The organism is Streptomyces sp. NPDC051064 (assembly GCF_044455985.1).
GTDB lineage: Bacteria > Actinomycetota > Actinomycetes > Streptomycetales > Streptomycetaceae > Streptomyces.
In genome coordinates, this window is record NZ_JBITFK010000001.1 from 1,365,050 (window position 1) to 1,385,351 (window position 20,302).

Here is a 20,302-nt window from a genome sequence, read left to right on the forward strand (position 1 = left end):
GGAGGGACCTAGAGAGCAGAATCCGACACGTACATCTTCGCGATCACGGACTCGATGTCCGGTTCCCGCACCGAGAGGTCCACCAGCGGATAGTCCGCCGCGATACGCGCCACCAGCGGGGCGGCCGACGCCGCGGCCGGGAACGCCAGCCACTGCCGGGGCCCCTCCACCTTCACCACCCGCACCGAAGGCTCCGCCCCCAGCTCGATCGGCGGCAGCTCCCTCTCCAGGTCCACGACGAGCGTGCGCTCGCTCTCCCCCACCTCGTGCAGCCCGGCGAGCGCACCGTCGTACACCAGACGGCCGTGGTCGATCACCATCACCCGCTTGCACAGCTGCTCGATGTCGGTCAGATCGTGCGTGGTCAGCAGCACCGTCGTGGACCGCTCCGCGTTCAAGTCCCGCAGGAACCCCCGCACCTTCGCCTTGGAGACCACATCGAGCCCGATCGTGGGCTCGTCCAGATACAGCACCTCGGGATCGTGCAGGAGCGCCGCCGCGATGTCGCCCCGCATCCGCTGCCCCAGCGACAGCTGACGCACCGGGACCTCCAACAGCGCTCCCAGATCCAGGAGTTCGACGCAACGGTCCAGATTCTCCCGGTAACGGCTGTCCGGGATCCGGTACATCCGGTGCATCAGCCGGTACGAGTCACGCAACGGCAGGTCCCACCACAGCGTCGTACGCTGCCCGAAGACCACGCCCATCCGGTGCGCCAGCTTCGTACGCTCTCGGCTGGGGTCGATCCCCGCGACCCGCAGCCGGCCGCCGCTCGGCGTGAGAATGCCCGTCAGCATCTTGATCGTCGTCGACTTGCCCGCCCCGTTCGGGCCGATGTAGCCGACCATCTCACCGCGCGGCACCCGGAAGCTGATCCCGTCCACCGCCCGCACCTCACGCCGCTCACGGCGCATGAAGCCCGTCTTACGGCGCACGTCGAAGACCTTCTCGACGCCGTCCAGCTCGATGAAGTCCATGTCGTCCACGCCCACTCCTCAGCTTCCCGTACTGCGGTACGACCGCAGCCCCACACGCCACGCCAGCCCCGCGAGCACCCAGCACCCCGCCGCCACCACCGGCGGCAGGCACGCCACCCACTGCGGCAGGTCCAGCGGATAGTCCCGCCCCAGCACGTACAGGGCCGGCAGCCAGCTCACGAACGCCAGCGGCACCACGAACGTCACCCCGCGCACCAGGTCCTTCGCGAAGACCGTCGGCGGGTACTGCAGCATCGTCGTCCCCCCGTACGTGAAGGCGTTCTGCACCTCGGAGGCGTCCTGGGCGTAGAACTGGAACGCCGCCCCCACCACGAACACCGCCCCGAAGATCGCCGCCCCGCTCAGCACCATCAGCGGCAGCATCACCACCTTCAGCGGCGACCAGTCGATGTCCAGCGTCAACAGCGCGTAGCCCAGCACCAGCAGACCCTGCGTGATCCGCCCCAGCCGGCGCAGCGCGAACCGGTCCGCCGCCACCTGCGCCAGCACCGGGACGGGCCGCACCAGCAGCGTGTCCAGCGTCCCGTCCCGCACCCGGCGCCCCAGCCGGTCCATCGACCCCAGCACCAGGTCGGCCAGCCCGAACGCGGTCGCCGACGTCCCGTACAGCAACGCGACCTCCGGCAGGGTGAACCCGCCCAGCACGTCGACGTGCGCGAACATCAGCATGATCGTGACGAAATCGAACGCCGTCGACACGAAGTTCCCGACGGTCGTCATCACGAACGACGCGCGGTACGCCATCGTCGAGCGCAGCCACATCGCCACGATCAGCCCGTACGCCCGCACCCCCTCGACCAGCCGGGACCGCTCGGCGAACGCCGTCTCCGGCTCCACGGCCGCAACACGCCCGACCCGGACCTCAGCCACCCTGGACCACCACCCTTCTGGTCGCCACCGACTGCAGGAGCCTCCCGGCCAGCAGCAGCGCCACCGCCCAGCCGGCCTGGAAGGCGTATGCCCGCACGACGTCCCAGCCCGCGTACGTGCCGAGGAACACATCGGCCGGGACCTGGAGCAGCGACGACCACGGCAGGACGCGGGCCAGCTCCCCGAGCCAACCGGGGAACAGCGTCAGCGGCAGCATCATCCCCGAGAAGAACAGCCCGGCCAGCCAGGCGATCTGCATCGCGCCCGCCCCGTCCATCAGCCAGAACGCCGACAACGCGACCAGGAAGCGCACCCCGAAGCTCACCACGACGCCCAGCCCCACCGACACGAGGAAGGCCAGCCAGACCCACGGAGAGCGCGGCATCGCGAGATCGAAGGCCAGCGCCCCCAGCACCATCGGCACGATCCCGCGCCCCAGCAGATGGAACGCGGCCCGGCCCAGGTCCCCCGCCAGCCACCACAGCTGCAGATCGGCCGGCCGGTACAGATCGACCGCGATGTCACCCGTGCGGATCCGCTCCATGAGCTCGTCCTCGAAGCCGCCGCCCATCATCGCGCAGGTCATCAGCAGGGCCTGACCCAGCCACACATAGGTCAGAGCCTGCGACATGTCGTAGCCGCCGAGCTGCGGTCTCTCGTCCCACAGAGCGATGTAGGTGTACGCCATGATGAAACCGAAGACGGTGTTGGTGAACACCCCCGCGAGCGTCGCCACCCGATAGGTGGCATACCGCCGGAACCCACCGGCCGCCACCACGGCATAGAGCCGCACCTCGCCCCCCTCAATCCGCCAAAGCGCACGACCCTAGTCCACGGCGTTCGGCCGCCGCGACCCCATTTCCGTGGAGGGATCCGAGGGTTATCCGTCCGAAAAGTGCACTATAGGAAAATCATCCGTAGTCGAGGAGCCTCCACAGTCATGAGCCAAGAGCCACCGCAGCACGGCGGAGACCCTGGTCAGCAGGGCACCCAGGGCTGGGCCCCCCGAGACCCCTCGGCCGCGGCCCCCGCCTCCGACTCCCGCCACCCGAACGGCGCACAGGAGCCCAAGGGGCGCAAAAAACGCCCCAAGCGGCCCAAGCGCACCGGCTGGCGCCGCGCCATCCCCACCTGGCGCATGACCCTCGGCGGCGTACTTCTCCTCGCACTGCTCCTCGTCGGCGGATTCATCGCCGGCTACCAGCTCATCGACATCCCCGCCGCCAACGCCGCCGCGACCGCGCAGGCCAACGTCTACGTGTACGCGGACGGGAAGACCGTCATCGCCCGCGACGGCGAGATCAACCGCGAGAAGATCCCGCTGGACCGCATCCCCCCCACCATCCAGCACGCCGTACTCGCCGCCGAGGACCGGGACTTCTACTCCGAGGACGCCATCGACATCAAGGCCACCCTCCGCGCCGGCTGGAACACCGTCACCGGCAAGGGCAGGCAGGGCGGTTCCACCATCACCCAGCAGTACGTCAAGAACTACTACCTCGGCCAGGAACAGACCGTCATCCGCAAGGCCAAGGAATTCTTCATCTCCATCAAGCTCGACCGCGAGCAGAGCAAGGACGAGATCCTCGAGGGATACCTCAACACCAGCTACTTCGGCCGCAACGCCTACGGCATCCAGGCCGCCTCCCACGCCTACTACGGCAAGGACGTCGAAGACCTCGACGCCGGCGAAGGCGCCTACCTCGCCTCCCTGCTCAACGCCCCCAGCTCGTACGACGTCGTCGCCCACCCCGAGAACAAGAAGGCCGTCCTCGCCCGCTGGGACTACGTGCTCGACGGCATGGTCAAGCACCACTGGCTCAGCGCCGCCGACCGCGACGCGATGACGTTCCCCGCCCCCGACGAGGCCAAGCCCGCCACCGCACTCTCCGGCCAGCGCGGCTACATCATCCAGGCGGTCGAGGACTACCTCACCGCCAACAAGATCATCGACGCGGACACCCTCGCCACCGGCGGCTACCGCATCACCACCACACTCCAGAAGAAGAAGCAGGACGCCCTCGTCGAAGCCGTCGACGACAACGTCCTCTCCAAGACCAGCGACGACCGCGAAGCCGACCGCAACGTCCGCGCGGGCGGCGCCTCCATCGACCCCGCCACCGGCCACGTCGTCGCCCTCTACGGAGGCATCGACTACACGAAGCAGTACGTCAACAACGCGACCCGCCGCGACTACCAGGTCGGGTCCACCTTCAAGCCGTTCGTCCTCGCCGCAGCCCTCGCCAACGGGTCCACCACCCAGAAGGACCGCGCCATCACCCCCAACACCCGCTACGACGGCACCAACAAACGCACCGTCCAGAGCGCCGCCGGCTCCACCGGCTACTCCCCCGCCAACGAGGACGACGTCGACTACGGCTCCATCACCGTCCGCGAGGCCACCGACAAATCCGTCAACGCCGTCTACGCCCAGATGGCCCAGGACGTCGGACCCCAAGAGGTCAAGGACACCGCGGTCGCCCTCGGCATCCCCCAGGACACCCCCGACCTCACGGCCTCCCCCTCCATCGCACTCGGCCCCGCCACCGCCAGCGCCGTCGACATGGCCTCGGCCTACGCCACCCTCGCCGACCACGGCAGACAGCGGCCCCACACCCTCGTCGCCAAGATCAGCAAGGACGGCACCGAGCTGGACCTCCCCGCCAGGAACACCCGGCAGGCCGTCAGCCGCGAAGCCGCCGACACCACCACCTCCGTCCTGCGGAGCGTCGTGGACGGCGGCACCGGCACCGCCGCCCTGGGCGCGGGCCGCCCCGCAGCGGGCAAGACGGGCACCGCCGAGGAGGACAGGGCCGCCTGGTTCGCCGGCTACACCCCGGACCTCGCCACCGTCATCGCCGTCATGGGCCAGGACCCCAAAACCGGCGTACAGAAGCCCCTCTACGGAGCACTCGGCCTCGCCCGCATGAACGGCGGCGGCGCCCCGGCCCAGACCTGGGCCGCCTACACCCGGGCCGCGCTCGAAGGCAGCGAGGTGCAGGGCTTCGAACTCGAGGCCGACGAAGGCCCCGAGGAGCCCGACCCGGACGAGAGCGCGGAGGGCGAGGACACCGAGGACACCGAGGAAGCCGGAGGCACCGACGAACCCGGCACCGGAGACTCCCGCGAGAAGCGGGACAGCGCCCGCAACCGCACGCCGGACGCCGCCTCCGAAGCCTCCCGGGCCCCACGAACACCCCGCACCACCACCCCCGCCGACGCACCCTCCCGCGCCCCCGCCGAGGAAGGCACCGACCGCGACTCCGCCGCACAGGGACCCGACGCCGGGCAGGAACCCGACGCCGGGCAGGGACCCGACGCCGGGCAGCAGCCCGGCATCGAACCCGCCGGCCCCGCCGGGAGCCGCCCCGCCGACGACCACCCCGCCGACCGACGCGAAAGGGACGGACAGGGCCCCCACGGCCCCGCCCGCCCCTGAACACTCAGTGCCCGGACGTCGCCTTCAGACCCACCACAGCCACCAGCAGCAGACAGACGAAGAAGATACGGGCAGCCGTCACCGGCTCATGCAGCACCACCATGCCCAGCACCGCCGCACCGGCCGCGCCGATCCCCACCCACACGCCGTAGGCCGTACCGATCGGCAGCGTCTTCGCCGCCTGCGACAACAGCATCATGCTGGCCACGATCCCCAGGCCGGTGAACACACTCGGCCACAGCCGGGTGAACCCCTCGGTGTACTTCATCCCGATCGACCAGCCCACTTCCAGCAGACCGGCGACGATCAACAGAACCCACGCCACGACAGACCTCCACGACGAAACACGCGAACAACACGGGTGCGTCGTCTTTGCGGAAACCCGGTACGGCGCGTCTCGTCGGGGTCACACCACCGTAGCAAGCCCCCCGGGACAGCCAAAAGGCCTGGTGACCACGGTCACCAGGCCCACTCACCCCACACCTGCCTACAGATAGAGCCCGGTCGAATCCACCGAACCCTCGAACCGGTCCGCGGCCACCGCGTGCAGATCCCGCTCCCGCATCAGGACGTACGCCACACCCCGCACCTCGACCTCGGCGCGGTCCTCGGGGTCGTACAGCACCCGGTCACCCGGCTCCACGGTCCGCACGTTCTGGCCGACAGCGACCACCTCGGCCCACGCCAGACGCCGACCGACCGCCGCCGTCGCCGGAATCAGGATGCCGCCGCCGGACCGCCGCTCGCCCTCGGGCGAATCCGACCGCACCAGCACACGGTCGTGCAGCATCCGGATCGGCAGCTTGTCGTCGGTGTTGCTCATGCCGTTGTCGCTCACGCCCCGAAACCTACCTGCCCCGAACCCCTCCGCACGCCCCAGGGCCACACGGAACCGCTTTCAGCGCCTCCTGCGGCGCGCGCCCCGCGAAGACCGCGAGGACACCGTCAGCAACGCGACCGCCCCGGCCACCACCAGCGCCGCCGGAATCACCCGTTCCAGCCGCGGCGAACCATCCTCCGCGACGAACTGCGCCTTCACGTCCGAAACCGAACGGTTCACGGCGACGAACGCACGCCCGGCCGTCCGGTCCACCGTCGACGCGACCTTGGCCTTCGCGTCACCCATCATCGTCTTCGGGTGCACCCGCACCCCGATCTCGTCCAGCACCACCGCAAGCTGCTCACGCCTGCTGATGATGTCCGCCTCGATCTGCGCAGGGGTCCTGGTATCCGACACTGCGCCGCCTCCGTGGTCGTCGTCGGGTAAACCTTCATCGACAGTCTGTCAGCTCGGCCGCCCCTACACCCGGCGGCACCCCCTATTACGCTCGGTGCCACACAGCACGCGTGCCACTCGAGGAGAAACATGAGCGAGCGACTCCAGACCGGCGACACCGCCCCCGCCTTCACCCTTCCGGACGCCGACGGCAACGAGGTCTCGCTCGCGGACCACAAGGGCCGCAAGGTCATCGTCTACTTCTACCCCGCCGCACTTACCCCCGGCTGCACCAAGCAGGCCTGCGACTTCACGGACAACCTGGACGTCCTCGCCGGAGCCGGCTACGACGTCATCGGCGTGTCGCCGGACAAGCCGGAGAAGCTCGCGAAGTTCCGCGAGCAGGAGAACCTCAAGGTCACACTGGTCGGCGACCCCTCCAAGGAGACCCTGGAGGCGTACGGCGCGTTCGGCGAGAAGAAGCTCTACGGCAAAACGGTGACGGGCGTGATCCGCTCCACGTTTGTGGTCGACGAGGAGGGCAAGGTGGAGAAGGCCCTCTACAACGTCAAGGCCACCGGACACGTCGCCAAGATCATCAAGGACCTCGGAATCTGACCCGGTTCGTGGCGATCCCGGCCGGAAAAGGTGTGACCGAGATCGCAAAAGGCCGTTGATTCGGTTTGCAACCGCCATGACTGCGCAGAAGCCTTTCCTGGAACACCGTTCGACGAAAGGAACCGGCCATGGCGGCCTCCGACCCCCACCAGGCGGCCGACCCTGATGCGGTCAAACGCCACCCGGCGCTCTTCCGGGCCATCCGGAAGCGCCAGAACCCCCGGCTCCGTCGGACCGACATCACCGTCACCGACGACCAGGCGGTCAAGCGCGCGGTGAAGGCGGCGTCGCTCGGTAACGCCATGGAGTGGTTCGACTTCGGCATCTACTCCTACCTGGCCGTCACCATCGGGCATGTCTTCTTCCCGTCGGGGAACGACACCACCCAGCTCCTCTCGTCGTTCGCGACCTTCGCCGTGGCCTTCCTCGTCCGGCCCCTCGGCGGCATGTTCTTCGGCCCCATGGGTGACAAGATCGGCCGTAAGAAGGTCCTGGCCCTCACCATGATCCTCATGGCGATCGGCACCTTCGCGATCGGCCTCATCCCCTCCCACGGCACCATCGGCGTCTGGGCCGCGGTCCTGCTCATCTTCTTCCGGATGCTCCAGGGCTTCTCCACCGGCGGTGAGTACGGCGGCGCCTCGACCTTCATCGCCGAGTACGCCCCCGACAAGCGCCGCGGATTCTTCGGCAGCTTCCTCGAGTTCGGCACCCTGGCCGGCTACGTCGGCGCCGCCGGGCTCGTCACCCTCCTGTACGCCCTCCTGGACACCGGCCAGATGGAGTCCTGGGGCTGGCGCATCCCGTTCCTCGTCGCCGGTCCCCTCGGCCTCGTAGGCCTCTACCTGCGACTCCGCCTGGACGAGACGCCCGCCTTCCAGAAGCTGGAGGGCGGCACCGCCCACGCCACGGAGGCCGCCGACCACGTCGAGTCCACCGCCAAGGGCGACCTCGCCAAGATCTTCCGCCAGTACTGGCCGACGCTGATCCTCTGCATCGCCCTGGTCGGCGCGTACAACATCGCCGACTACATGCTGCTGTCGTACATGCCGACGTATCTCTCGGACGAGCTCGGCTACAGCGAGACCCACGGGCTGCTCATCCTGCTCGCCGTCATGGTGTTCCTGATGCTGATCATCAGCCAGTTCGGCAAGCTCTCGGACCGCTTCGGCCGCAAGCCGCTGCTGATGACCGGCATGGTGGGCTTCCTCGTCCTCTCGCTCCCGGCCTTCCTCCTCATCCGCCAGGGCAGCATCCCGGCCATCACCATCGGCATGCTGATGCTGGGCCTCTCCCTGGTCTGCATGCTGGGCACGATGTCCGCCGCCCTCCCGGCCCTGTTCCCGACCAACGTGCGCTACGGCTCCCTGTCGGTCGGCTACAACCTCTCGGCCTCGATCTTCGGTGGTACGACCCCGCTGGTGATCACCGCGCTGATCAGCTGGAGCGGCTCGAACCTGATGCCGGCGTACTACGCGATGGCGGCGGCCCTGGTCGGTGTGATCGCGGTGGCCTGCATGAAGGAGACCGCGAACAAGCCGCTGGCCGGCTCCCCGCCCTCGGTGGAGACGGAGGAGGAAGCGGCGGAACTGGTCCACGCACAGAGCCCGGACCCGAAGTTCTGACCCACGCACGTCCCCGCGAAAGGGCCCGTATCGCTTCCCTCGAAGCGGTACGGGCCTTTCCGTATCTCGTCGCTCTTGGACACGCCGGACCGTGGCCCCCTGGGCGCGCTCACCACCTCGACCGGCTGCCCGGTACGATGACAGGCGGCTAGCGGCGGTGGTGCAATGGCGACACAGCAGACTTAGGATCTGTGGCCCGTGAAACGGCTTGAGGGTTCGAATCCCTTCCGCCGCACCGCGAACGGCCTGCGAATCGAAGAATCGATGCGCAGGCCGTTTTTGCGTCCGGAGAATCAGCCCACCAGCTCCCGCACCATCGGCACCAGCGCCCGGAACGCCTTGCCGCGGTGGCTGATCGCGTTCTTCTCGTCGGGGGTGAGTTCCGCGCAGGTCCGGGTCTCGCCGTCCGGCTGGAGGATCGGGTCGTAGCCGAAGCCGTAGGCGCCGGCCGGGGCGGTGCGCAGGGTGCCCGTGAGGCGGCCCTCGACCACGCGGTCCGTGCCGTCGGGGAGGGCCAGGGCGGCGGCGCAGGCGAAGTAGGCCCCGCGGTGCGGGGCGTCGATGTCGCCGAGCTGGGCGAGGAGCAGGTCCAGGTTGGCCCTGTCGTTGCCGTGGGCTCCGGCCCAGCGGGCCGAGAAGATGCCGGGGGCTCCGCCGAGTACGTCGACGCAGAGGCCGCTGTCGTCGGCGATGGCGGGGTGGCCGGTCGCCTGGGCGAGGGCGTGGGCCTTGAGGAGGGCGTTCTCGGCGAAGGTGACGCCGGTTTCCTTGACGTCGGGGATGTCGGGGTACGCGTCCGCGCCGACGAGGTCGTGGGTGAGGCCCGCGTCGGCGAGGATCGCGTGGAGTTCGGTGATTTTCCCGGCGTTGCGGGTGGCGAGGATCAGGCGCGTCATGCGTCGATTATCGCCGTCCGGTCACGGGGTGCAGACCTTGCCGATCTCGGTGGCGGCGTCCGTGACGGGGGTGATGTCGGGGGTGGCGTCGCCCTTCTCGATGGAGTCGCGGACGTTGGTGACGCCTGCCTGGAGGTCGTCGACGGCCTTGTCCAGGTCGGCGTTGTCCGTGGTGTCGCCGAGGTCCTTGAGCTCCTTGTCGATCTGGTCCAGGGCTTCCGATGCCTGCGTCGGGTCGTTCGAGGCGTTGGATATCGCCTGCTGGAGGTTGTCGACGCTGGTGGCGATGGCGTCGGCGGTGCGGACGCAGTCCAGGGCCTTGTCGACGGCGCCGCAGCCGACGGCGGCGGTGAGGGTCAGCAGAGTGGTCGTGACGACGAGTGCGGTGCGGTGGCGGCGCGAGGCCATGGCGCGGTCCCTCCCGGGGGTGGATACGTGGACGGACGCACGGTTCGACCCGTGCGTCCGTACTCGTCACGACGCCGTGCGCTGCGTATTTGGTTGCTTCTTTACCCGCGTTTACTCGCCGAGGGTGCGGGCGAGTGCCTCTTCCTGGAGCTTGGCGAGGTCGGTGCAGCCGGCGGTGGCGAGGTCGAGGAGGGCGTTCAGCTCGGCACGGTCGAAGGGTTCGGCCTCAGCGGTGCCCTGGACCTCGACGAAGCGGCCGTCGCCGGTGCAGACGACGTTCATGTCGGTCTCGGCGCGCACGTCCTCCTCGTAGCAGAGGTCGAGGAGGGGAAGGCCGTCGACGATGCCGACGCTGATCGCGGAGACGGTGCCGGTGAGGGGCTTGCGGCCGTGCTTGATGATCTTCTTGCCCTGGGCCCAGGCGATGGCGTCGGCGAGGGCGACGTAGGCGCCGGTGATGGCCGCGGTGCGGGTTCCGCCGTCTGCCTGGAGGACGTCGCAGTCGAGGACGACGGTGTTCTCGCCGAGGGCCTTGTAGTCGATCACGGCGCGCAGGGAGCGCCCGATGAGCCGGCTGATCTCGTGGGTGCGGCCGCCGATCTTGCCGCGTACGGATTCGCGGTCGCCGCGGGTGTTGGTGGAGCGGGGCAGCATGGAGTACTCGGCGGTGACCCAGCCTTCGCCGCTGCCCTTGCGCCAGCGCGGGACGCCTTCGGTGACGGAGGCGGTGCAGAAGACCTTGGTGTCACCGAAGGAGATGAGTACGGAGCCTTCGGCGTGCTTGCTCCATCCGCGTTCGATGGTGACGGGGCGGAGCTGTTCGGGGGTGCGGCCGTCGATACGAGACATGGCGTCGAGCCTATCGGCTGCCGCGGCCGGGTCCGTTCGGGTGCACCGCAGGCCCCGCTCCAGGCCGGTCGGGGGGCGGAGCGGGGCCTGCGTGCGGACCTGGGTGGGCCGGCCGGGTCAGCCGGTCACATCATGTCTTCGATGTCGGCGGCGATGGGGTCGGCGTCGGTGCCGATGACGACCTGGATCGCGGTGCCCATCTTGACGACGCCGTGTGCTCCGGCGGCCTTGAGCGCGGCTTCGTCGACCTTGCTGGGGTCGTGGACCTCGGTACGGAGGCGGGTGATGCAGCCTTCGATCTCGTCGATGTTCTCGATACCGCCGAGCCCGGCGACGATCTTCTCAGCCTTGCTGGCCATGTCCTTCTCCCTGGTCTGTTCCTGCGTGCGGCGGCCCACCGTGGGTCCGTTTCGTCACGGTAACGCACGGTTGGCCCAACTTCACGGGCGGGTAACCGCGCAGTCCCCAATGATGACGATCACCGGCGCCCTGCCTTCCGGCGGGGCTCCGCACCGTATCGCGACTGGTCTACACCAGTTTGCAACGCTCGCCAAACCTTGCGCGTTCCGGGAGGATGCCGATGAGTTCGACCGCGGCCACGCAACCGCAGCGGAAGTGGTGGAACGGGCCGGTCCAGGGCTTGCAGAAGGTCGGCCGCAGCCTGCAGCTGCCGGTGGCCGTGCTGCCCGCCGCGGGCCTCCTCGTCAGCCTCGGCAACCTCTTCGACTCCTCGCTGCACGGCGCCTTCTGGGACAAGTTCGCGAAGGTCCTCCTCAACGGCGGCACGGCGATCCTCGACGGCGAGGTGGGCCTGCCGCTGCTCTTCTGCATCGGTGTCGCGATCGGCTTCGCGAAGAAGGCCGACGGCTCGACGGCGCTCGCCGCGGTCGTCGGCTTCCTCGTCTACCGGGGCGTACTGGCGGCGTTCCCGGTGGACGACTCGGTGACGGAGGCGATGCCGGACGGAGTGCCGCAGAACCCCGGTGTGCTGGGGGGCATCCTCATCGGGCTGCTGACCGCCGTGGTCTGGCAGCGCTACCACCGCACCAAGCTGGTCGACTGGCTCGGCTTCTTCAACGGGCGCCGGCTGGTGCCGATCCTGATGGCGTTCCTCTGCGTGATCCTGGGCGTGCTGTTCGGGCTGCTGTGGCAGCCGGTGGGTGACGCCCTGACGTGGTTCGCCAAGCAGCTGATCGACCTGGGCGCCTGGGGCGCGGCGATCTTCGGTTTCGCCAACCGACTGCTGATCCCGATCGGCATGCACCAGTTCCTGAACACGTTCTTCTGGTTCCAGGCGGGCGAGTTCACCGGGGACGACGGGGGCACCGTCCAGGGCGACATCTCGCGCTTCTTCGCGGGGGACCCGTCGGCGGGGCAGTTCACCTCGGGGTTCTTCCCGATCATGATGTTCGGCCTGCCGGCCGCCGCGCTGGCCATCGCCCACTGCGCACGTCCGGAGCGGCGCAAGGAGGTGTCCGGCCTGATGCTGTCGGTGGCGCTGACGTCGTTCGTGACCGGGGTGACGGAGCCGCTGGAGTTCTCGTTCCTCTTCGTCGCTCCACTGCTGTACGGGGTGCACGCGATCCTGACAGGGGTCTCGATGGGGGTCACCTGGGCGTTCGGCGTGCACGCGGGGTTCAGCTTCTCGGCCGGTCTGATCGACTACGTCGTCAACTGGCACCTGGACACGAAACCGTGGCTGATCATCCCGATCGGGCTGTGTTTCGCGGTGATCTATTATGTGATCTTCCGCTTCGCGATCACCAAGTTCAACCTTCAGACCCCAGGGCGCGAGCCCTTGGAGGTGGAGGAGAAGATCGAGGAGGACCTCACGAAGTAGAGGCCCCTCAGCCTTCCGCGCGGCCCCCGGACCTGACGGTCCGGGGGCCTTCGCCGTGTCACCCAGGGTGGCGGGGGCACTACGGGGCAAATTGAAGGTTCCTTATCCAACCCTCACCGTGCTAAAACTGGTCTACACCACTGAGTGGTCCAGACCACGCGCGCGTTTTCCCGCCGCGTTCCTCAAGTCGCCGCCTCCCTTCGATCAACGACATGGGCGGCACCTTGCCCCATGGAGGAAGTTGATGAGTACGGATACCGCTGCGCCGGCACCCGAGAAAAAGAAGGGCGCGGGCGTCATGGCCGTCATGCAGCGCATCGGCCGCAGCCTCATGCTGCCGGTCGCCGTGCTGCCCGCGGGCGCGCTTCTGGTCCGGCTCGGTAACCCGGACATGCTGGGGCGCGACTCGTTCCCGGACTTCATCGTCAAGATCGCCGGTTTCATGGCGGCGGGCGGCAACGCGATCCTCGACAACATGGCGCTGCTGTTCGCCGTCGGTATCGCGATCGGCTTCGCCAAGAAGTCGGACGGTTCCACCGCCCTCGCGGCGGTCACCGGCTACCTGGTCTTCAAGAACGTCCTGGCCACCTTCACCGACAGCAACCTGCCCAAGGTCGCCAGTGTGGTGGACGGCAAGATCGTCATGAACGAGGCGCCGGTCAACGCCGGTGTGCTCGGCGGTGTCGTGATGGGCATAGTCGTCGCCCTGCTGTACCAGCGCTTCTACCGGACGAAGCTGCCCGCCTGGGCCGGCTTCTTCGGCGGCCGCCGACTGGTCCCGATCCTCTCCGCGTTCGCGGGTCTGCTGATCGGTATCGTCTTCGGTTACATCTGGCCGGTGCTCGGCACCGGGCTGCACAACTTCGGTGAGTGGCTCGTCGGTTCGGGCGCTGTCGGCGCGGGCATCTTCGGTGTCGCCAACCGTGCGCTGATCCCCGTCGGCATGCACCACCTGCTCAACTCGTTCCCGTGGTTCCAGGCCGGTTCGTACGAGGGCAAGAGCGGTGACATCAACCGCTTCCTGGCGGGCGACCCGACCGCCGGGCAGTTCATGACCGGCTTCTTCCCGATCATGATGTTCGCCCTTCCGGCCGCCTGCCTCGCGATCGTCCACTGTGCCCGTCCGGAGCGCCGCAAGGTCGTCGGCGGCATGATGTTCTCGCTCGCCGCCACCGCGTTCGTGACGGGTGTCACCGAGCCGATCGAGTTCACGTTCATGTTCATCGCGCCGGTGCTGTACGCGATCCACGCGGTGCTGACCGGTGTCTCGATGGCCCTCACGTGGGGGCTGGGCATGAAGGACGGCTTCGGCTTCTCGGCCGGCGCGGTCGACTTCTTCCTCAACCTGGGCATCGCGACGAAGCCCTGGCTGCTGGTGCTGGTCGGCCTCTGCTTCGCGGTCGTCTACTACGTGGTCTTCCGGTTCGCCATCACGAAGTTCAACCTGCCGACTCCGGGCCGCGAGTCCGACGAGGAGCTCGCCGAGCTCCTGAAGGCCGAGGCCAAGTAGTCCGGCCGGTCTTCGTACGCCACGCAGAAGCCCCACCTTCCCGCGCGGGAAGGTGGGGCTTCTGCGTGTCCGGGGCGGGACCTAGATCTCGTACACCGCGCCCGGCACCGCCAGCTCGACCGGGCCGTCGTAGACCTCGCGAGCGTCGGCGAGGTTGCGTTCGGCGTCCGTCCACGGCGGGATGTGGGTGAGGACGAGGCGTCCCGCTCCGGCGCGGGCGGCGTACTCGCCTGCTTCGCGGCCGTTGAGGTGGAGGTCCGGGATGTCCTCCTTGCCGTGGATGAACGATGCTTCACAGAGGAACAGATCGGTGCCCTCGGCGAGTTCGGCCAGCGCCTCGCAGGTGCCGGTGTCGCCGGAGTAGGTGAGTGAGCGCCCGTTGTGCTCGACCCTGATGCCGAAGGTGTCGACGGGGTGGCGGAGCTTCTCCGTACGGACCGAGAAGGGGCCGATCTCGAACGATCCGGACTTCAGTGTGTGGAAGTCGAAGACCTCGCCCATCGCGTGGTCGGACGGGGTGTCGGCGTGGGCCGTGGTGAGCCGCTGCTCGGTGCCGTCGGGTCCGTACACGGGGATCGCGGCGGGGCGTCCGCCGTCGAAGCGGTAGTAGCGGACGACGAAGTACGCGCACATGTCGATGCAGTGATCGGCATGGAGGTGGCTGAGGAAGATGGCGTCGAGGTCGTAGAGACCTACATGGCGCTGCAGCTCGCCCAGGGCGCCGTTGCCCATGTCGAGGAGCAGCCGGAAGCCGTCGGCCTCTACGAGGTAGCTCGAGCATGCCGAACCCGCGGACGGGAAGGAGCCGGAGCAGCCGACGACGGTGAGCTTCATGGAGCGTGAACCTCCGAGGCGTGGGAACGGGGAGGGTTCGTGCGGTCCGTCGAGCGTAAGGCGCAAAACCGGTGGTCGCTCCTCCATGGCCTGCCGTTGTGGGGGAACTCACCTGTGCTGTCACCGGTTCGATGGAAGGCGGCGTGTCGCCGGGCGCCGGTACCGTCGGGATATGAACACGTGGTGGTGGGTGGCGCTGGTCGCCGTCGTCCTGTTGGCGCTCGTGGCGACGGTCTCCGACGCGCGGGGGCGCGGCGGGCGCGGGCCGCGGCGGCCGGGCGGGCGGACGCGGCCTCCGGGGCGGGCTCCGGAGCGGAAGAAGGGGCGCCCGCACGGTCTGCCCCGGCCGGGGGAGATCTGGTGGGCGGATGTGCCGTTCGAGGACGGTCCCGGGTCCAAGGACCGGCCGTGCCTCGTGCTGTCGGTGCGGGGCGGCACGGCGGTCGTCGCCAAGATCACCAGCAAGCACCATGAGGAGCGGCCGGGTGTGATCGCTCTGCCGCCGGGTTCGGTGGGGGACGCGCGGGCCCGGCAGAGCTTCCTGGAGACGGACGAGCTGCGGGATGTGGCGGTGTCCGGGTTCCGCCGGAAGGCCGGCGAGCTGGACGGTGAGGTGTGGGGGCGGGTGCGCGGGCTGGGCTGAGCATGCGGGAGGCGCGGGACGGGGTTCGCCGTCCCGCGCCTCCTGGGGCGCGCGGCCGCCGGTGCCGGGCGGCTTGAGGGGCCCTCAGGCCCAGAGCTGGCCGTGCAGGGTCTCGATGGCGGCTTCCGTCGTGGGGGCGGTGTAGACGCCGGTCGACAGGTACTTCCAGCCGCCGTCCGCGACGACGAAGACGATGTCCGCGGACTCTCCCGCCTTGACGGCCTTGCGGCCGACGCCGATGGCGGCGTGGAGTGCGGCGCCGGTGGAGACGCCCGCGAAGATGCCCTCCTGCTGGAGGAGCTCCCGGGTGCGGGTGACGGCGTCGGCCGAGCCGACGGAGAAGCGGGTGGTGAGTACGGAGGCGTCGTAGAGCTCGGGGACGAAGCCCTCGTCGAGATTGCGCAGGCCGTAGACGAGGTCGTCGTAGCGCGGTTCGGCGGCGACGATGCTGACGTCGGGCTTGTTCTCCCGGAGGTAGCGGCCGACGCCCATGAGGGTGCCGGTGGTGCCGAGGCCCGCCACGAAGTGCGTGATGGACGGGAGGTCGGTGAGGATCTCCGGGCCGGTGGTGGCGTAGTGGGCGCCGGCGTTGTCCGGGTTGCCGTACTGGTAGAGCATGACCCAGTCGGGGTGCTCGGCGGAGAGCTCCTTGGCCACGCGTACGGCGGTGTTGGAGCCGCCTGCGGCGGGGGACGAGATGATCTCGGCGCCCCACATGGTGAGCAGGTCGCGCCGCTCCTGCGAGGTGTTCTCCGGCATGACGCAGACGATGCGGTAGCCCTTGAGCCTGGCCGCCATGGCGAGCGAGATGCCGGTGTTGCCGCTGGTGGGCTCGAGGATCGTGCAGCCGGGTGTCAGACGGCCGTCCTTCTCCGCCTGCTCGACCATGTGGAGCGCGGGGCGGTCCTTGATCGAGCCGGTGGGGTTGCGGTCCTCGAGCTTGGCCCAGACACGGACGTCCTCGGACGGGGACAGCCGCGGGAGGCGGACCAGGGGCGTGTTGCCCACGGCCGCCAGCGGGGAGTCGTACCGCATCAGCGCATGCCGCCGGCGACGGCCGGGAGGATGGTGACGTTGTCGCCGTCGGCGAGCTTCGTGGAGATGCCGTCGAGGAAGCGGACGTCCTCGTCGTTGAGGTAGACGTTCACGAAGCGGCGCAGCTGGTCGCCGTCGACGATGCGCTCACGGATGCCGTTGTGGCGGGTCTCCAGGTCGGCGAGGAGGTCGGCGAGGGTCTCCCCGCTGCCTTCGACCGCCTTGGCGCCGTCGGTGTAGGTGCGGAGGATGGTCGGGATGCGGACCTCGATGGCCATGGCGTGGGCTCCTGTCGAAAGCGTGGAGGTGGCGTGGGGCGCGCGTCTGTGCCCCCGCGCTGGGGTGGTGCGTACGTGATTGCGCTCGGACCGCGGCTCAGGCCGTGCGGTTCACGGGCAGGCGACAGCCGGACACATCGCGCTGGAGAGCCTGCACAGGTCGACGTGCAGCCGCGCGACGAGCAGCATGCCCGGGGCCTTTTCGCTCACGTCATGGGGAACCATGCGCTCATCGTATCGATTCCCTGCCCCGGAACCGGAGTGTGATCCCACATGGTGGATGGTGAGCGTTCGCCATGTGGACTTTCCATGGGAGCCGGAGCCGCCCGGGGGCGTCACGCCGCGGTGGGGTAGGCGTCGACGACCTCGACCTCTTCCTCGGTGATCTCGCCGTCCACGATGCGGTACGAGCGGAACTGGAAGGGGCCCGCGTCGTCGGTGTCCGCGGTGGAGACCAGCACGTAGTGGGCGCCAGGCTCATTGGCGTAGGTGACGTCGGTGCGGGAGGGGTAGGCCTCGGTCGCGGTGTGGGAGTGGTAGATGATCACCGGCTCCTCGTCGCGGTCGTCCATCTCGCGGTAGAGCTTCAGCAGGTCCACGGAGTCGAATTCGTAGAACGTGGGTGAGCGCGCGGCGTTGAGCATGGGGATGAAACGTTCGGCGCGGCCCGCCCCGGCGGGGCCGGCGACCACTCCGCATGCTTCGTCGGGGTGGTCCGCGCGGGCGTGCGCGACGATCTGGTCGTGGAGCGTCCGGGTGATGGTCAGCATGGCGCCAGGATAAGCAGACGGGCCCTCCCGTACCGAGGGGTGGTACGGGAGGGCCCGGATGCCGGGCAGGGCCGTTGAGGCGGCCGGTGCCCCGGAGGCGCCGTGGCGCGGGTCAGCGCTTGGCGAAGGCGGTGTTCTCGGGGTTGCGGGCCTTGAGCACCAGGTAGGAGACACCGAGGATCAGGCCCCACACCGGTGCGCAGTAGAGCGAGATCCTGGCGTCCTTGTCGATGGCCATCATGACGATGACGAGGCCGATGAAGGCGAGGGCGAACCAGCTGCTGAACGGCGCTCCGGGTGCCTTGAAGGTGGACTGGGGCAGTTCGCCCCGGTCGGCCTTGGCGCGGAAGCGGATCTGGCAGACGAGGATCATGATCCAGGCCCACATGCCGGAGATGGTCGCGAAGGAGACGACGTAGTTGAACGCCTCGCCCGGCCACTGGTAGTTGATCCACACGCCGACGAGCATCAGCGCGGCGGAGAACGTGGTGCCGACCAGCGGGAGGCCGTTCTTCGTCAGCTTGGTGAAGGCCTTGGGTCCCTGCCCGTTGAGCGCGAGGTCCCGCAGCATGCGCCCGGTGGAGTACATGCCGGAGTTGCAGGAGGAGAGCGCCGCGGTGAGCACGACGAAGTTGACGATCGCGGCGCCGATGCCGAGGCCCATCTCCTCGAACGCGGCGACGAACGGCGAGACGCCCGGCTCGAAGGTGCTCCAGGGGACCACGGAGAGGATCATGATCAGCGCGCCGACGTAGAAGACGGCGATGCGCCACGGCACGGTGTTGATGGCCTTGGGCAGGACGGTCTTCGGGTCCTTGGACTCGCCCGCGGTGACGCCCACGAGCTCGACGGCGAGGAACGCGAACATCACGATCTGGAGGGTCATCAGCGTGCCGCTGATGCCTTCGGGGAAGAAGCCGCCGTCGTTCCACAGGTTGGCGACGGTCGCGGTGTCACCGGCGTCGGAGAAGCCGACCGTGAGCACTCCGGCACAGATGAGGATCATGCCGAGGATCGCGGTGACCTTGACCATCGAGAACCAGAACTCGAGCTCGCCGAAGAGCTTCACGGAGATCAGGTTGGCGCCGTACAGAATGATGGTGAACACCAGTGCGGACAGCCATTGCGGAATATCCCACCAGTACGTCATATAGGTGGCCGCGGCGGTGACTTCGGTGATTCCGGTGACGACCCAGAAGAGCCAGTACGTCCAGCCGGTGACGAATCCGAAGAAGGGGCCGAGGAATTCGCGCGCGTACTCCGAGAAGGAGCCCGACACCGGGCGGTACATGAGGAGTTCGCCCAGGGCGCGCATGATGAAGAAGATGACGAGGCCCGCGATGGCGTACGCCAGGATGAGGCTGGGGCCGGCTCTGTCGATGGCTTTGCCCGCGCCGAGGAAGAGCCCCGTGCCGATGGCTCCGCCGATGGCGATCATCTGGATCTGGCGGGCCCCCAGGCCACGCTGGTAGCCCTCGCCCGCCGGGGCGTCGACGGCCTTCGGGCCGTCCGCCTGTCCGTTGTCGACCTGCGCCGATGTCATGGTGGTGCGCCTTTCTCCACGCCGATCCGCGCCGTCGTCGGCGTCGGATCAGGTCCTGATCCCCCCGGATATGGATGGAGTGCCGCCGGCGTTCGGCCGGCTCGTAGCGCCCCCGGGGACAGGGGTGGCGTCCCCGGGCGGTCGTGAAGATTTATCACGGGTACCCGCTGAGGCCACCGGACATTATGTGGCGCACGCCACAGGAAAAAGCGGACAAGGGTTTCCAGCCGCTGCAAAGAGAGCCATTCAGGTGACAGGATCGTTATTCGGATTTGAGCATCCGTTGAGCGAACCCGTCGGGCCGGCCGGGTCAGTCGGGCATCAGCGTTTCGACGAGGGTTTCCTGCAGTGCGCCGAGCCAGAGATACGCCATCACCATCGGCTTGCGCGGATCACTGTCAGGGAGCCGGTAGAGCGATCCGTCCTTGCCCTCGTCCTCGTCGGACACCTCCAGGCGGGTGCCGATGGTGAGCCGGAGGTCGTTGAGGGAGCCCAGCCAGTGGTGGCACTCGTCGGGGGTGAGGGTGAGCACCGCGCCGCTGTCCGCCACGGGCGAGAGCGCGTCGAGTGACCGTACGACGGCGAGGGCGTCCTCGCGCTTGCGGGTGCGCAGGTCGTTCTCGGTGAAGCGGCGGAACTCGGCGGAGGCCTCGCGCAGCTCCTTGTCCTCGTCGCCGTACGCCTCGGGGAAGAGCCTGGCCAGGGCGGGGTCGGCCGGCGGTTCGCTGGGCCCTTCGGCGAAGAGGGCGGCGAGCGGGTCCTCGCCCTCGACGGGCTGATCGCCCGGGCCGATCAGTTCGAGCAGCTGGACGGCGAGGGAGCGCAGGATGGCGACCTCGACCTCGTCGAGCGCGACGGACGCGCCGCCGCCTGGGGTGGCCTGGAAATGGCCGGCCATGAATTCTCCGATGGTGGGTCGGACGGAGGGCA

23 protein-coding genes, 1 tRNA gene and 1 riboswitch are annotated in these 20,302 nt (G+C 68.9%); of the genes, 7 read left to right on the top strand and 17 right to left on the bottom strand.

The features are described from left to right. Window positions 1-8: 8 nt before the first annotated feature. The 3 genes from ACIBCU_RS06310 to ACIBCU_RS06320 are packed head-to-tail and all read right to left on the bottom strand — an operon-like array spanning window position 9 to window position 2,661. Window positions 9-977 carry an ATP-binding cassette domain-containing protein gene (locus ACIBCU_RS06310; RefSeq protein WP_362927079.1) on the bottom strand — a complete coding sequence of 323 codons (969 nt, stop codon included), beginning with the start codon at window positions 975-977 and terminating at the stop codon, window positions 9-11. Between the two features lie 18 nt (window positions 978-995). Further along, window positions 996-1,868, bottom strand: a complete 873-nt coding sequence (locus tag ACIBCU_RS06315; protein WP_399229639.1) for an ABC transporter permease — start codon at window positions 1,866-1,868, stop codon at window positions 996-998. Beyond that, window positions 1,861-2,661 carry an ABC-2 family transporter protein gene (locus ACIBCU_RS06320; RefSeq protein WP_362926928.1) on the bottom strand — a complete coding sequence of 267 codons (801 nt, stop codon included), beginning with the start codon at window positions 2,659-2,661 and terminating at the stop codon, window positions 1,861-1,863. Before ACIBCU_RS06320 ends, ACIBCU_RS06315 begins: the two co-directional genes overlap by 8 nt. A 147-nt stretch (window positions 2,662-2,808) precedes the next feature. Between ACIBCU_RS06320 and ACIBCU_RS06325 the strand changes: the two genes are divergently transcribed. After that, the gene (locus ACIBCU_RS06325) at window positions 2,809-5,307 is read left to right on the top strand and encodes a transglycosylase domain-containing protein (protein ID WP_399229641.1); all 2,499 of its coding nucleotides are present in this window, start codon (window positions 2,809-2,811) and stop codon (window positions 5,305-5,307) included. Window positions 5,308-5,311: 4 nt separating this feature from the next. On the opposite strand, the gene ACIBCU_RS06330 is transcribed toward ACIBCU_RS06325, so the two are convergent. From ACIBCU_RS06330 to ACIBCU_RS06340, 3 genes are all read right to left on the bottom strand, one after another. After that, window positions 5,312-5,632 (bottom strand): multidrug efflux SMR transporter, encoded by a 321-nt coding sequence (locus tag ACIBCU_RS06330; protein WP_099172860.1) that lies wholly within the window; start codon window positions 5,630-5,632, stop codon window positions 5,312-5,314. Between the two features lie 35 nt (window positions 5,633-5,667). Beyond that, window positions 5,668-5,733: riboswitch (guanidine-III (ykkC-III) riboswitch) on the bottom strand. Window positions 5,734-5,794: 61 nt separating this feature from the next. Further along, window positions 5,795-6,130, bottom strand: a complete 336-nt coding sequence (locus ACIBCU_RS06335) for a co-chaperone GroES (protein WP_099173024.1) — start codon at window positions 6,128-6,130, stop codon at window positions 5,795-5,797. Window positions 6,131-6,205: 75 nt separating this feature from the next. After that, the gene (locus ACIBCU_RS06340) at window positions 6,206-6,544 is read right to left on the bottom strand and encodes a DUF3618 domain-containing protein (RefSeq protein ID WP_362926930.1); all 339 of its coding nucleotides are present in this window, start codon (window positions 6,542-6,544) and stop codon (window positions 6,206-6,208) included. Window positions 6,545-6,673: 129 nt separating this feature from the next. On the opposite strand from ACIBCU_RS06340, the gene bcp reads away from it, so the two are divergent. From bcp to ACIBCU_RS06355, 3 genes are all read left to right on the top strand, one after another. Then, complete coding sequence (gene bcp, locus ACIBCU_RS06345; RefSeq protein ID WP_362926931.1) at window positions 6,674-7,141, top strand: thioredoxin-dependent thiol peroxidase; 468 nt, start codon at window positions 6,674-6,676, stop codon at window positions 7,139-7,141. A gap of 128 nt (window positions 7,142-7,269) precedes the next feature. After that, on the top strand, window positions 7,270-8,766 hold the full coding sequence (proP, locus tag ACIBCU_RS06350) for a glycine betaine/L-proline transporter ProP (protein ID WP_362926932.1): 1,497 nt from the start codon (window positions 7,270-7,272) through the stop codon (window positions 8,764-8,766). A 151-nt stretch (window positions 8,767-8,917) separates the two neighbouring features. Next, a tRNA-Leu gene (locus tag ACIBCU_RS06355) sits at window positions 8,918-9,001 on the top strand. Between the two features lie 58 nt (window positions 9,002-9,059). Here the strand turns inward: ACIBCU_RS06355 and rdgB are convergent. The 4 genes from rdgB to ACIBCU_RS06375 all read right to left on the bottom strand — a co-directional run bounded on the left by rdgB (window position 9,060) and on the right by ACIBCU_RS06375 (window position 11,278). Next, window positions 9,060-9,662: an RdgB/HAM1 family non-canonical purine NTP pyrophosphatase gene (gene rdgB / locus ACIBCU_RS06360; protein ID WP_399229645.1), complete on the bottom strand. Its 603-nt coding sequence runs from the start codon at window positions 9,660-9,662 to the stop codon at window positions 9,060-9,062. A gap of 21 nt (window positions 9,663-9,683) precedes the next feature. Then, window positions 9,684-10,070: a hypothetical protein gene (locus ACIBCU_RS06365; protein ID WP_362926934.1), complete on the bottom strand. Its 387-nt coding sequence runs from the start codon at window positions 10,068-10,070 to the stop codon at window positions 9,684-9,686. A 111-nt stretch (window positions 10,071-10,181) separates the two neighbouring features. Further along, window positions 10,182-10,919 carry a ribonuclease PH gene (gene rph / locus ACIBCU_RS06370; RefSeq protein WP_362926935.1) on the bottom strand — a complete coding sequence of 246 codons (738 nt, stop codon included), beginning with the start codon at window positions 10,917-10,919 and terminating at the stop codon, window positions 10,182-10,184. Window positions 10,920-11,044: 125 nt separating this feature from the next. Further along, entirely contained in the window at window positions 11,045-11,278 is a 234-nt protein-coding gene (locus ACIBCU_RS06375) for a glucose PTS transporter subunit EIIB (protein WP_014156020.1), read from the bottom strand. 221 nt (window positions 11,279-11,499) lie between these two features. Between ACIBCU_RS06375 and ACIBCU_RS06380 the strand changes: the two genes are divergently transcribed. Next, window positions 11,500-12,759, top strand: a complete 1,260-nt coding sequence (locus ACIBCU_RS06380) for a PTS transporter subunit EIIC (protein ID WP_362926937.1) — start codon at window positions 11,500-11,502, stop codon at window positions 12,757-12,759. A gap of 244 nt (window positions 12,760-13,003) precedes the next feature. Then, on the top strand, window positions 13,004-14,269 hold the full coding sequence (locus ACIBCU_RS06385; protein ID WP_362926938.1) for a PTS transporter subunit EIIC: 1,266 nt from the start codon (window positions 13,004-13,006) through the stop codon (window positions 14,267-14,269). A gap of 81 nt (window positions 14,270-14,350) precedes the next feature. Here the strand turns inward: ACIBCU_RS06385 and ACIBCU_RS06390 are convergent, their stop codons facing one another. Further along, on the bottom strand, window positions 14,351-15,103 hold the full coding sequence (locus ACIBCU_RS06390) for an MBL fold metallo-hydrolase (RefSeq protein WP_362926939.1): 753 nt from the start codon (window positions 15,101-15,103) through the stop codon (window positions 14,351-14,353). 172 nt (window positions 15,104-15,275) lie between these two features. On the opposite strand from ACIBCU_RS06390, the gene ACIBCU_RS06395 reads away from it, so the two are divergent. Beyond that, on the top strand, window positions 15,276-15,746 hold the full coding sequence (locus tag ACIBCU_RS06395; protein WP_362926941.1) for a type II toxin-antitoxin system PemK/MazF family toxin: 471 nt from the start codon (window positions 15,276-15,278) through the stop codon (window positions 15,744-15,746). 84 nt (window positions 15,747-15,830) lie between these two features. On the opposite strand, the gene ACIBCU_RS06400 is transcribed toward ACIBCU_RS06395, so the two are convergent. From ACIBCU_RS06400 to ACIBCU_RS06425, 6 genes are all read right to left on the bottom strand, one after another. Next, on the bottom strand, window positions 15,831-16,781 hold the full coding sequence (locus tag ACIBCU_RS06400) for a cysteine synthase (protein ID WP_362926942.1): 951 nt from the start codon (window positions 16,779-16,781) through the stop codon (window positions 15,831-15,833). Beyond that, window positions 16,781-17,059: a MoaD/ThiS family protein gene (locus tag ACIBCU_RS06405; protein ID WP_104786217.1), complete on the bottom strand. Its 279-nt coding sequence runs from the start codon at window positions 17,057-17,059 to the stop codon at window positions 16,781-16,783. Before ACIBCU_RS06405 ends, ACIBCU_RS06400 begins: the two co-directional genes overlap by 1 nt. Window positions 17,060-17,170: 111 nt before the next feature. Beyond that, window positions 17,171-17,284, bottom strand: coding sequence for a putative leader peptide (locus ACIBCU_RS06410; RefSeq protein WP_362926943.1), 114 nt, complete (start codon window positions 17,282-17,284; stop codon window positions 17,171-17,173). A gap of 110 nt (window positions 17,285-17,394) precedes the next feature. Further along, window positions 17,395-17,829: a M67 family metallopeptidase gene (locus ACIBCU_RS06415; protein WP_362926944.1), complete on the bottom strand. Its 435-nt coding sequence runs from the start codon at window positions 17,827-17,829 to the stop codon at window positions 17,395-17,397. Window positions 17,830-17,941: 112 nt separating this feature from the next. Next, a complete protein-coding gene (locus tag ACIBCU_RS06420; protein ID WP_362926945.1) occupies window positions 17,942-19,372 on the bottom strand; it encodes an amino acid permease in 1,431 nt (476 codons plus the stop codon). Between the two features lie 310 nt (window positions 19,373-19,682). Continuing rightward, window positions 19,683-20,270, bottom strand: coding sequence for a DUF2017 domain-containing protein (locus ACIBCU_RS06425; RefSeq protein WP_399229651.1), 588 nt, complete (start codon window positions 20,268-20,270; stop codon window positions 19,683-19,685). Between the last annotated feature and the right edge of the window lie 32 nt (window positions 20,271-20,302).